We start from the raw sequence: 12,811 nt of genomic DNA on the forward strand, positions 1-12,811 counted from the left end.
GGGGTGTGTTTCTGCTACAAGCTTATCAAAGCAGGAACACACCCCTCCGCCCCTCTCAAGAGGGGAATCGCACAATCCCACGCTTTTTCCTTTCAGATTAAAGAAGCTCCAGATCACTTCAGCTCATCCAGTACCCGGAACATTTTTTCCTTTATCCCCCTGCTCGACCCGCTGAAGTTATTAACCATAATAGAAAAACAAAGCTCACGCCCGTTTTTAGTTTGATAGCCAGCATAACACAACACATTATTGATACTGCCGCTTTTCATTTTCATATCATTATAAACAGGCAGGCTTGCATAAAGATCAGCAAACCAGCTTTCTTTTTTAGCTGATTGCAGGACGCGGGCGAGCGTTAAGGTAGTTACCCTGTCGCCGGGCGAGAGGCCGCTGCCATCGTAAATATTCATACTCCTTGTATCTATCCCCCGTGCTGCCCAAAACTTTTGCACCTCGTCAACTCCATTGGCAGTAGTTGGTTTACGGCCTTGTTTCCAGGCTATGGTTTTAAGCAGTTGCTCTGCGTATAGGTTTATACTCTTCTGGTTTAGCCAATAAACTATCTTGCTTAAAGTGGGCGATGATATAGTTGTCAGACTTTTAGCAATAACCGGCAAAGCCAGGTTTTTAGCGCTCAAAGTAGCGGCAGATTCAGGTTCGTTACCAATGATAATACCTAAACTTCTTAACGTATCATTCAACCTCAATGCAGCATCATAAGCGGCATCGGGTAGGGCTGCCGAAATACTTTTTTTTTCCTGGTCAGTGGCGTAACTACCGCGCAGGTACATCACCTTACTGCCAACAGGTAAAAAGGCATAAGCGTTATCGCCAGAGCCTGCCGAACCATTGATCAGTTCGCTCTTGAAGGAAAGGTATGGCATTTGCGGAACAGTGCGTGATACGCCTACAGGGTTACCAACAACACCTGTACGAAGCTTGATATCAAACTGGTTTTCGCGCCAGCAAAGGCCCGATGTACCGGCACCGTAATAGTTACCGATATCCTGCCAGATCCATCCTTCGGGGATTGACTGGGTGCCGAAAATGCTATCGTCACCAATGATGCGGCCGGTTACTTTTTTGATACCTGCCTTTTGCAGGGCATTGGCCATAAGCGTTAATACATGCCTCTCTTTAGTTTGCTCATACCGCCAGCTGCCCAGGGTTGGGTCGCCGGCACCTTTAATGATGATATCCCCGTTGAGGGTGCCGTCGGTGCCGACATCACCTGTATAACCTAACTGGGTTTGATACTGAAAATCTGGACCTAAAATATTAAAAGCCGTAATGCTGGTAATGGTTTTAAGCGTTGAAGCTGTAGCCAACCCCATATTGGGATTTCCGGCAAACACCTGCTCGCCGGTTTTGGCATCCAGTACTGTTAACGATACTGATGCATAACTGCACTGGCTATCGGCCTGTAAACGGTTAAACGCATTTGATATTTTTTGCTGAAGCGTTTGCGCCGCTACAGATCCGCCTATAAATAAAAAACTAACTAACAGTAACCTTCTCATCCTCATTCTTAACGTTCCGCTGTGAGATATAATATAGCGGGATCCCGATCAATACAATTACAAGGCCATAAAGGGCAAAATCACGCTTGTAAGTAAACAACAATATGCAAAATGCTATCCCCATGATAATATAAAGGGCTGGCAAAATTGGGTAACCGATAGCTTTGTAAGGCCGCTCGGCATTTGGCAGTTTAGCACGTAAAATAAAGATGCCTAATATGGTTAACACATAAAATACTACTACTACAAACGAGATCATATCCAGCAAATCGCCGTAACGGCCGCTCAGGCAAAGTAATGAAGCAACCACGCACTGAATCCATAACCCAAACTGCGGCACGCCGAATTTATTGAGGTTGCCGGTTTGCTTAAAAAACAAACCATCTTTAGCCATGGTGTAATAAACCCTTGCACCCGAAAGGATCAAGCCATTATTACAACCAAACGTTGATACCATGATCATCACCGCAATTACGTAAGTGCCGATATTGCCAAAAATAACGTGCGAAGCAGCCACAGCTACCCTGTCCTTATCGGCAACAGTAATTTCATGTAACGATAGTACGCCTGTATAAACCACGTTAGCCATAACATAAATGAAGGTTACAATGATAGTTCCCCACATCATACTCAGGGCTACATCGCGTTTGGGGTTTTTCATTTCGCCGGCCACAAAGGTTACGCTGTTCCAGGCATCGCTGCTAAAAATAGAGCCTACCATGGCAGCAGCTATAGCACCGAGGGCAGTGCCGGTTGTAAGCGTGGTAATGCTGCCGTCTTTATTAAGATTGTGCAAATCCCAGGCGTTGGTCCAGTTAGCATGCCATATATCTCCTTTAAAAGCCAGCAAGCCAAAGGCAATCAAGCCGAATAAGCTGATAAGCTTCGTTAACGTAAAAATTGTTTGAATAAGTTTACCACCCTTTACTCCACGTGTATTTACATAAGTAAGTATAATGATCAATATAATGGAAACCACCTGTGCGGCACTTATGGTAAAAAACTTAGGGTCGCCGGCGGGGGTTGTACCGGTTTGGAGTTTCCACAATATATTGTCCTCGCTAAAAGCGGGAATCAGATAAGCGGTAAACTTGCTGAAAGCCACCCCTACCGCCGCTATTGTGCCGGTTTGGATCACTGCGAAAAAACTCCAGCCATATAAAAAAGCGATAAGCTTATTGTATGCCTCTTTTAAATAAACATACTGGCCGCCGGCTTTTGGAAACATACCACTCAACTCGCCGTAACTAAGGGCCGCGGTAAGGGTCATGAAACCGGTGATGATCCAGATGGCTATAAGCCAGCCGGCCGAGCCTACATTACGGGTAATATCTGCGCTAACAATAAAAATACCCGAGCCTATCATGGAGCCTGATACCAGCATGGTACCATCCAAAAGGCTAAGCTCGTGTTTCATTTTGGGTTGCGATAAGTTTTTCGCCATATATCGTTTTAGAGTTTAAATCTCTAAACTATTCAAAAACTTTAATATTAAGGATCACTATTGTAAATAAATAAAATTACTATTTTGCAATACCAATTATTATTTACACACTGTATAAAACCAACAGTGCCTACTTACTAAACCAAATTTGTGATATGGATTTTCTAAACAATTACTTGATCTATTTAATTCCTGTTTTTGGACTTATCGGGATCCTTGTTATGGCTGTTAAAGCCGCATGGGTCACCAAACAAAATGCCGGTGACGGCGATATGGCAACACTTGCCGGTTACATAGCCGACGGCGCTATGGCCTTTTTACGTGCCGAGTGGAAAATATTAGGCGGCTTTGTTGCTGTTGCGGGTATTTTGCTGGCCTGGTCGGGCACTACAGTTGCTACTTCAAGCCCCGTTATCGCCATATCATTTGTGATCGGCGCTTTTCTATCTGCCTTTGCAGGTTACCTGGGGATGCGCATTGCTACTAAAGCTAACGTACGTACCACGCAGGCTGCACGCACCAGTTTGGCACAAGCGTTAAAAGTTTCATTTACAGGCGGAACCGTAATGGGCCTGGGCGTTGCGGGTTTGGCCATTATTGGTTTAGGATCGCTTTTTATAGTTTTTTACCAGTTTTACGTAGTTAAGGTGGCAGGCAGCAGCGTTAACGGCGAGGCTATGGCAAAAGCACTTGACGTTTTGGCGGGCTTTTCGTTAGGTGCTGAATCAATAGCACTGTTTGCCCGCGTTGGTGGCGGGATCTATACCAAAGCAGCCGACGTAGGTGCCGACCTTGTAGGTAAAGTTGAAGCAGGCATCCCTGAAGATGATGTACGTAACCCCGCTACCATTGCCGATAACGTAGGTGATAATGTTGGCGACGTTGCAGGTATGGGTGCCGATCTTTTTGGCTCATATGTTGCCACAATGCTGGCTACAATGGTACTGGGCCGCGAAATTGTATCACATGATAACTTCGGCGGTATTGCTCCGGTATTGCTGCCAATGGTTATTGCCGGTCTCGGATTGATATTTTCAATTGTTGGCGCTGCAATGGTAAAAATTAAATCAGAAACCGATAGTGTACAAAACGCACTGAATATCGGTAACTGGGCGTCCATCATATTAACAGCCATTGCCACTTATTTTGTTGTACAATGGATGTTGCCATCGGGCGAATTTCACATGGTACGTGACGAAGTTAATGGTGTTTTAAAAACGGGGATAATACCTTTCACCAAAAACGGCGTTTTCGGATCGATAGTAGTTGGGCTTGTGGTAGGCACGCTAATGTCTATCATTACTGAATATTATACAGCAATGGGCAAACGACCAGTGCTAAGCATTATCAGGCAATCTTCAACCGGGCACGCTACTAATATTATCGGTGGTTTATCGGTTGGTATGGAATCAACCGTACTCCCAATCCTTGTTTTGGCATCGGGTATTTATGGATCCTATTATTTTGCAGGTTTATACGGTGTAGCTATTGCTGCTGCCGGTATGATGGCAACCACCGCCATGCAGCTGGCTATCGACGCTTTCGGACCAATTGCGGATAATGCCGGCGGTATTGCCGAAATGAGCCGCCTGCCCGAAGAAGTTCGTCACCGTACCGATAACCTGGATGCTGTTGGTAATACTACCGCTGCTACAGGAAAAGGTTTTGCTATAGCATCAGCGGCATTAACTTCATTGGCCTTATTTGCTGCCTTTGTGGGTGTAGCAGGCATTGAGCATATTGATATTTACAAGGCCGATGTACTTGCCGGCCTGTTTGTTGGCGGGATGATCCCTTTCATCTTTTCGGCTTTGTGTATCTCGGCGGTAGGCCGTGCTGCTATGGCTATGGTTGAAGAAGTACGTCGCCAGTTCCGAGAAATTCCGGGTATCATGACCTACGAAGGTAAACCCGAATACGAAAAATGCGTGGCTATATCAACCAAGGCATCTATCCGCGAAATGGTTGCCCCAGGCTTAATAGCCCTGATCACTCCTATCATTATCGGCTTTGCCTTTGGCCCCGAAGTATTGGGCGGTTTACTGGCAGGCGTTACCGTATCGGGCGTATTGATGGGCATTTTCCAGAGCAACGCCGGCGGCGCATGGGACAATGCCAAAAAATCATTCGAAAAAGGCTGCGATATCAACGGTGAGATCTTCTACAAAAAATCAGAACCACATAAAGCATCCGTAACAGGTGACACCGTAGGCGATCCGTTTAAAGATACTTCAGGCCCTTCTATGAACATCCTTATTAAATTAATGTCCATAGTATCATTAGTTATTGCCCCGCACCTGAACAGCCATAATAGTGCAACAAGTGCAAGGATCCAAAAAGAGATGAATAAACAACCCATCAGCGTGCATGTGGTTGTTAAAGCAGAAAAAAGTGTTTAATAGTTTTTATATTTAATTGAAGAGAGCCGCCAGATGAGGGCGGCTTTTTTTGTTGAACCAGGATTTATACGATTTGCCGGATTATTGGATTTTATGAATCTTAAATTTGAGCCTCCCGCTTATAACTCTTATCTAAACTTACGAAGTAAAACTTCGTAAGTTTTCTTCGTTCTATTTAACATAATGCCCTTTCACCTTTCACCTTTCACCTTTCACCTTTCACCTTTCACCTTTCACCTTTCACCTTTCACCTTTCACCTTTCACCTTTCACCTTTCACCTTTCACCTTTCACCTTTCACCTTTCACCTTTCACCTTTCACCTTTCACCTTTCACCTTTCACCTTTCACCTTTCACCTTTCACCTTTCACCTTTCACCTTTCACCTTTCACCTGTACTCCAAAATATCCCCCGGCTGACATTCAAGGGCTATACATACTGCTTCAAGGGTTTCAAAACGGATGGCTTTGGCTTTCCCTGTTTTTAGGATGGATAGATTTGATATAGTGATCCCTACCCTGTCGCTCAGTTCATTTAATGACATTTTTCGCTTTGCCATCATCACATCGAGATTGATAATTATAGGCATAGCTTTATATAGTTAACGCTTCTTCCTCTTTAAGCCTGGCCCCTTGCGTAAATGCTTCGGCCAAAATAAATACCAGCAGTGCAAACACTACCGTACCAAAATTAAATGCAGAGGTATTGATTATTTTTAAGGGTACGTGCAGTTTAGCTATTAGCATCTGGTAAGATACCTGCTGCCCTACATAATCAATCAATGTAAATAGTAACAGCATCGTACCGGTGCTTTTTATCAGCTTAATGCACTTCGGCTCAAACAGGGTACCTTCTACAATATTTACAATAACCTTATTAATAAGGTATGCTATCCTTATTACAATTACAGAGATAATAAGCACCAGCCCAATCTCAATAGCATTTGATGACCAGGCTGCAGATATATTAGCATTATTAACCACAATATCACTATTTATAATTATATTCTTCAAGGTATAATCGTCACCTATCTTCATTTCGCCATTATTTTTTTGCGCAATGAAGCTTCCGTCAATAGTGGCATGCAATGTTGGGCCGTATCTTTTAGCGCCACCTGTTGTGTTCATTCCATCATTATATCCATCCTTAAAACCCTGCCACATATCGGCAGCCATAACCTGAAAAATAAACAAACCAAACACTATATAAACCAGTATTTGAAGGGCACGTACCTTTTTCATTACATTACGATATTAATTCAAGTCAAATGAAAACAATATTTATTAAATAACAAAACAAATTCATCGTTTAGCAATAAATTTTATCTGAAATTCATAAAATAAAAAATTAAAATATAAAATTTGACACTGGTATTGCTATTTCTGATTTATATGTTTTATTTTAGAAACAAAATATTAGCTTTGCACGTTCTATTCAGGATATAATGAATAGACAGGTTTATTAAATAGATGAGACAACTCAAAATAACGCAATCCATTACCAATCGCGAGTCGCAGTCGCTTGATAAATATCTACACGAGATTGGTAAGGTGGACCTAATAACCGCTGAAGAAGAAGTAATTTTAGCTCAAAAAATCCGCGAGGGCGACCAGGCGGCATTGGAGCGTTTAACCAAAACCAACCTTCGCTTTGTCGTATCTGTTGCTAAACAATACCAAAACCAGGGCCTTACACTGGGCGATTTAATTAATGAGGGTAACCTCGGTTTGATTAAAGCCGCCAAGCGTTTTGACGAAACCAAAGGTTTTAAATTTATATCATATGCTGTATGGTGGATCCGCCAATCGATATTGCAGGCCATTGCCGAGCAATCACGTATTGTGCGTTTACCGCTTAACCAGGTAGGTTCATTAAGTAAGATCAGCAAAGCTTTTTCAAAGCTTGAGCAAGAGTATGAGCGTGAACCATCGCCCGAAGAACTTGCCGATATCCTGGAAACTACTGTTGATAAGATCTCTGATACGCTAAGTAACTCTGGCCGTCATGTATCAATGGATGCACCGTTTGTGCAGGGCGAAGAAAATACGCTGCTTGACGTACTGGAAAACCAGGAACCCAACACCGATTCGATCCTGATCAATGAATCGTTATCTGAAGAGATCAAACGTTCGCTTTCAACTTTAACAGAGCGTGAGCGCGAGATCATTGTGTTGTTCTTTGGTTTAGGCACCAATCACCCGCTTTCATTAGAAGAAATTGGCGAGAAATTCAACCTTACCCGCGAGCGTGTACGCCAGATCAAGGATAAAGCTTTACAGCGTCTGCGCCACACCTCAAGGAGCAAAATATTAAAATCATACTTAGGGTAATAAAACAAACCTTTAAAATATCAGAAGCCATCGGTTTAAAGCCGGTGGCTTTTTTGTTTGTCCTCACTCCACATATCCACCCGTCATTGCGAGGTACGAAGCAATCCCCGATAGGCAGAGCGGCTATGCAAGTTCCTCTGTACAGTTCGCGATTGCTTCGTACCTCGCAATGACGGATGGAAAAAATTGCACAAAAAAAAGCGGCGAGCCTAAACTCACCGCTTTTTATATCTAAAAGAAGCCTGGCAACTAATCTCTAATCACCAACCTCTAATCTCTCAAATTAAAGTGCTAACACTTCTTTAACACGGTCGGCAGCTTCTTTCAGCAATATAGCCGAGTATACTTTCAAACCTGAGTTATCGATCAAGGCTTTTGCTTCAGCAGCATTTGTTCCTTGCAAACGCACGATGATTGGAACCGGAATGTTACCGATTTCATTGTAAGCATCAATTACACCCTGTGCAACACGGTCGCAACGAACAATCCCACCAAAGATGTTGATCAGGATAGCTTTTACGTTAGGATCAGACAGGATAATATTGAAACCCGCTTTTACAGTTTGTGCGTTAGCAGTACCACCTACGTCGAGGAAGTTGGCAGGCTCGCCACCGGCAATTTTAATGATATCCATGGTAGCCATAGCTAAGCCGGCACCATTAACCATACAACCAACGTTACCATCAAGCTTAACATAGTTAAGGTTTGATTTACTGGCTTCAACTTCAGTTGGATCTTCCTCGTCAGTATCACGCATTGCAGCGTAATCCGGGTGACGATATAAAGCGTTATCGTCAAGGTTTACCTTAGCGTCAACTGCTAAAATTTTATTATCAGAGGTTTTTAAAACCGGGTTGATTTCAAATTGTGATGAATCGGTACCTTCATAGGCTTTGTATAAAGCAGCAATGAATTTGGTCATATCTTTAAACGCTTCGCCTTCAAGGCCAAGGTTAAAAGCTATTTTACGGGTTTGGAAACCCTGTAAACCAACTTTAGGATCGATCTCTTCTTTAAATATAAGCTCAGGAGTTGAGTGTGCAACTTCCTCAATGTCCATACCACCTTCGGTACTGTACATGATGATGTTGCGGCCACGTGCGCGGTCAAGCAATACACTCATGTAAAACTCTTTGGTTTCGCTTTCGCCGGGATAGTAAACATCCTGTGCTACTAAAACCTTCTTAACTTTTTTACCTTCAGGACCGGTTTGCGGAGTTACCAGCTGCATACCTAAAATATTACCGGTATGTTCTTTAACCTGGTCAATGTTTTTGGCAAGTTTAACACCACCGCCTTTACCACGGCCACCTGCGTGGATCTGTGCTTTTATCACTACCCAGCTTGAGCCCAGGTCTTCTTTCAATTTTTGGGCAGCCTCAACAGCCTGCTCAACAGTATCGGCTACAATGCCTTCCTGAACTCTAACGCCATAGCTTTTTAATATAGCTTTACCCTGATATTCGTGAATATTCATGTTTTGAAGAATTTGCGGTAAAGCTACAATTTTGTTTGAAACGGTAAACACCTTGTTTCAGTTTATTTGCCCTTATTTAGGGTAAATAACATTGTATTTACAATAAGATTTAATCATCTAATTCCCCTTTAATTTTTAAGCATGCAAGAGCACGAAGAAGAAAGTTAATAAAATAACATTTATTGGATGTTACTTTTATATTCTATAAGTTCCTTAATCTATATAATTCCGAAATCGAACGTCCGAAATCCGAAATTAATAATGGCGTTGCCTGCGGCCCGGGCTATCCGCTACAAGTCCTCGCTTTGCCAACGCACATAGCCATCGCACGCTCCGGGCTTTCCACTCCTATCCCTAACGCGGCCTACGCACAAGCCGTAAAAAACCTTTGCGTCTTAGCGCCTTTGCGAGAAACAACAAATCCATCCAACCCAAACAAATAAATCAGCTAATCCGTTAACTTTGTCAAATGCTTAAAGCCAAATCTATCCATAAATCATACGGACAGCTGCAAATATTAAAAGGTGTTGACCTTGAGGTACAAAAGGGTGAAATTGTAACTATTGTCGGGGCTTCGGGAGCCGGAAAAAGTTCCCTGCTTAATATATTAGGCACACTTGACAGGCCTGATTCGGGCACTTTAACCATTAATGATATCGAGCTAAACAAACTAAATAATAAACAACTAAGCGATTTCCGGAACCGGCAAATTGGTTTCATATTCCAGTTTCATCATTTATTGGTTGAGTTCAGCGCGCTTGAAAACGTTTGTATCCCGGCCTTTATAGCGGGCAAATCAAAATCTGACGCCGAAAAAAAAGCTGCCGAACTGCTTGACCTGCTGGGTTTGAAAGACAGGTTGCACCACAAGCCTAACCAGCTATCAGGTGGCGAACAACAAAGGGTAGCTGTAGCACGGGCACTGATCAATAACCCGGCACTTATTTTTGCCGATGAGCCCTCGGGTAACCTTGATTCGGTCAACGCGCTTGAGCTTCATGAATTATTTATTAAGCTAAAGAACGATTTCAGTCAAACCTTTGTAATTGTTACTCATAATGAAGATCTTGCAAACCTGTCGGACCGTACAGTTACAATGAAGGATGGTTTAATTGTTAACGCCCATTAACATGAGCATTTTAATTACAGCCGCTACATCGGCACAGGCCTATCAGCTTAAAAACAAACTGGAAGGAAAAAATATTATTTTAGGTGATCATATGGACCTGCCCGACTTTATGATAAAAACAGGCAAAATGATCTTGTTGCCCAAACCGGCTTCGACAAGCTATACGCATGAAATGTTAACGCTTTGCCTTGATAAGGGTGTTGATTCGGTTTATTTATTAAGGCCCGATGAAGCGGAGCTTTTGCTAAAAGCCGAAACTCTTTTTAATGAATACGATATAAAACTACACGTAATTGCTTAATGGACTATAAGGATATTGATAAACGTAAAACGGCTTTTATTTTTGAGTTAGATGATGTGCTTTATCCGGCAAAGGATTATTACTTTCAGGCTTATTACCTGTTTGCCAACATGCTCGAATATATTGAGTTGATTGATGCAAAGGCCGCAACTAAAGTTTTAACCGATACGTATATAGCCGAAGGGAAAGATGCCGCTTTTGACCGTTTAAGTGAACAGTTCCCGGTTGCCGGGCAATACCGCGATAAATTTGAGAACCTGCTTTTAACGGCCAAATTACCGCTTAAACTGCTTTTATATCAAAATATACTTACCTTGATGCAGGATATTGTAATAGACCGCAAAAAACTGTTCATTGTAACTAACGGCAGTGTACAGGAGCAAGTAAATAAAATAAAACAAACAGAATGGCACGGACTGGAAAAATATCTCCGCTGCTACTTTACTGAAGAAACCGCGCCAAAACCCGAGCCTGATGTAATTGACCTGCTTATTCAGGAACATGGCCTCCAGCGTAAAGAAATAGTAATGATTGAAAACTCTGAGACGGACAAGCTGTGCGCCGAGGCCTGTGGAATTGACTATATCAGTGTTGGGGATTTTTTATAACATTTGCTATAACATACTTATTAACAAGGCGTTTAAATACTTAAACTCAAGCTTATGAGAAAAACATTTTACTTTTTTACAGTAATCCTTATAATTTCATTTACGGCTTGCAAAAAGGACAAACCGGGTACTAATGACAATGACGATAATTCCGGGCCGCCAAGTACAGGTACAGCGCTTGATCGCATCAGGGATTCAGTATTCCTTTACCCTAAAGAAACTTATTTGTGGTATGATCAGCTACCCTCGTACAAAAACTTCCAGCCACGTAATTATGTAAGTACCGATACTATCACCGGTTTAAGCAGTGAGGTTGATCATTTATCGCAGTATGCCATTAATCCTGCCACAAAACTGCCTTATGAATATTACGATAACTCAGGTACCGCCAAATATTCGTTTATTGATGATGGCTCCGTATCAAGCGAATTGGGTGGTAATGGGGGTGACTTCGGGTTTTCTGTTTTTTATCCTACCGATCTCGACCTGAGAGTAAAATATGTTTATCCGGGTTCACCAGCCGACAAAGCAGGCATTAAACGAGGTTATCAAATAACCAAGATTAATGGGCGAACTGGCCTTATCTATGACTATGGAGGCAGTACAACCCAATTTGTTGTAAACGCTTACGCTTACAGCAAAACTATAACTATGACTTTATTAAAGGAGGATAACACCTCGATCAACGTAAGCCTTAATGCAGAAAAATATACCATAAACCCAGTTATTACGCATAGGGTTATTGATGTTGATGGTAAACGAATAGGCTACATGGTTTTCAATTCATTTACAGATACAACCAATGCCGTCCCGCAGCTAATAAATACGTTCAACACATTTGGCGGCATAACTGATCTGGTGATTGACCTTCGTTACAATGGCGGCGGGTCAGTTGAAACGGCCGAAATCCTTGATAATTTCCTTGTTCCTGCTGCTAAATCAGGAACCAAAATGTATACGGCCTATTTTAACGATAAACTAACATCTGATAAGTACAGCCTACTTAACAATATCTATAACATACCTAAAGGCTTCTTTTCGGTAAGCAATCAAAGCGTAAATTTCAAAAAGAGAGGATCAATAAACCTTAGCCGGATATTTTTCATCGTTACTGGCAGCACCGCTTCAGCAAGCGAGCTTACTATCAACAACCTTATCCCTCAAATGGATGTTAAAATAATAGGAACAACTACTTATGGCAAACCCGTTGGATTTTATAACATTGATATAAACAGGTACCAACTTTATATGCCAATGTTTTCAACAAGAAATTCGGCAAATAAGGGAGACTATTATTCAGGAATGACGCCCGGAAGTACAACCTATGATGGCTTTGCCGCCAGTGACGACCTTACAAAAGACTTTGGGGATACAACCGAAGCGCTGTTAGCCCATGCGGTAAAGTTTATAAGAAAAGGCACATATCAACTTACTTCTTTAAAAACACAAAGCTTTGCCCAGTCATTAAATACACTCTCGGCAGACCGGGACCGAAAAATGGCGCAACAGCTTGACAAACGAAAAACTAATGGGATAATGCTTAAAAAGCCTCCTATTTTTAACAAAAAGAAGAAATAAATATCATTTCACGCAAATGCAAAAAT

11 protein-coding genes are annotated in these 12,811 nt (G+C 42.2%); 6 read left to right on the forward strand and 5 right to left on the reverse strand.

The window, feature by feature from the left end:
* Positions 1-113: 113 nt before the first annotated feature.
* Both dacB and MTO98_RS23355 read right to left on the reverse strand, forming a co-directional pair.
* The gene (dacB, locus tag MTO98_RS23350; RefSeq protein ID WP_243481393.1) at positions 114-1,520 is read right to left on the reverse strand and encodes a D-alanyl-D-alanine carboxypeptidase/D-alanyl-D-alanine-endopeptidase; all 1,407 of its coding nucleotides are present in this window, start codon (positions 1,518-1,520) and stop codon (positions 114-116) included.
* Positions 1,498-2,937 (reverse strand): APC family permease, encoded by a 1,440-nt coding sequence (locus tag MTO98_RS23355; RefSeq protein WP_243481394.1) that lies wholly within the window; start codon positions 2,935-2,937, stop codon positions 1,498-1,500. The genes dacB and MTO98_RS23355 overlap by 23 nt, the downstream gene beginning before the upstream one ends.
* 182 nt (positions 2,938-3,119) lie before the next feature.
* On the opposite strand from MTO98_RS23355, the gene MTO98_RS23360 reads away from it, so the two are divergent.
* Positions 3,120-5,363, forward strand: a complete 2,244-nt coding sequence (locus tag MTO98_RS23360) for a sodium-translocating pyrophosphatase (protein WP_243481395.1) — start codon at positions 3,120-3,122, stop codon at positions 5,361-5,363.
* Between the two features lie 387 nt (positions 5,364-5,750).
* On the opposite strand, the gene MTO98_RS23365 is transcribed toward MTO98_RS23360, so the two are convergent.
* Together MTO98_RS23365 and MTO98_RS23370 are read right to left on the reverse strand one after the other, a co-directional pair.
* Positions 5,751-5,951, reverse strand: a complete 201-nt coding sequence (locus MTO98_RS23365) for a helix-turn-helix transcriptional regulator (protein ID WP_243481396.1) — start codon at positions 5,949-5,951, stop codon at positions 5,751-5,753.
* Between the two features lie 4 nt (positions 5,952-5,955).
* On the reverse strand, positions 5,956-6,603 hold the full coding sequence (locus MTO98_RS23370; protein WP_243481397.1) for a DUF2975 domain-containing protein: 648 nt from the start codon (positions 6,601-6,603) through the stop codon (positions 5,956-5,958).
* Positions 6,604-6,831: 228 nt separating this feature from the next.
* On the opposite strand from MTO98_RS23370, the gene MTO98_RS23375 reads away from it, so the two are divergent.
* Positions 6,832-7,692 carry an RNA polymerase sigma factor RpoD/SigA gene (locus MTO98_RS23375; RefSeq protein ID WP_090466905.1) on the forward strand — a complete coding sequence of 287 codons (861 nt, stop codon included), beginning with the start codon at positions 6,832-6,834 and terminating at the stop codon, positions 7,690-7,692.
* Positions 7,693-7,975: 283 nt separating this feature from the next.
* Here the strand turns inward: MTO98_RS23375 and sucC are convergent, their stop codons facing one another.
* Positions 7,976-9,169 (reverse strand): ADP-forming succinate--CoA ligase subunit beta, encoded by a 1,194-nt coding sequence (gene sucC / locus MTO98_RS23380; RefSeq protein WP_110586079.1) that lies wholly within the window; start codon positions 9,167-9,169, stop codon positions 7,976-7,978.
* Between the two features lie 469 nt (positions 9,170-9,638).
* Here sucC and MTO98_RS23385 point away from each other — a divergent pair, with 469 nt between their 5' ends.
* Genes MTO98_RS23385 through MTO98_RS23400 form a run of 4 tightly spaced genes read left to right on the forward strand, consistent with a single transcriptional unit; the run spans position 9,639 to position 12,785 of the window.
* A complete protein-coding gene (locus MTO98_RS23385; protein ID WP_243481398.1) occupies positions 9,639-10,298 on the forward strand; it encodes an ABC transporter ATP-binding protein in 660 nt (219 codons plus the stop codon).
* 1 nt (position 10,299) lies between these two features.
* Entirely contained in the window at positions 10,300-10,599 is a 300-nt protein-coding gene (locus tag MTO98_RS23390; RefSeq protein ID WP_243481399.1) for a hypothetical protein, read from the forward strand.
* Positions 10,599-11,207: an HAD family hydrolase gene (locus tag MTO98_RS23395; RefSeq protein WP_243481400.1), complete on the forward strand. Its 609-nt coding sequence runs from the start codon at positions 10,599-10,601 to the stop codon at positions 11,205-11,207. Before MTO98_RS23390 ends, MTO98_RS23395 begins: the two co-directional genes overlap by 1 nt.
* 54 nt (positions 11,208-11,261) lie before the next feature.
* Entirely contained in the window at positions 11,262-12,785 is a 1,524-nt protein-coding gene (locus tag MTO98_RS23400) for a S41 family peptidase (protein WP_243481401.1), read from the forward strand.
* Positions 12,786-12,811 lie beyond the last annotated feature (26 nt).

Source organism: Mucilaginibacter sp. SMC90 (genome assembly GCF_022811725.1).
Taxonomy (GTDB): domain Bacteria; phylum Bacteroidota; class Bacteroidia; order Sphingobacteriales; family Sphingobacteriaceae; genus Mucilaginibacter.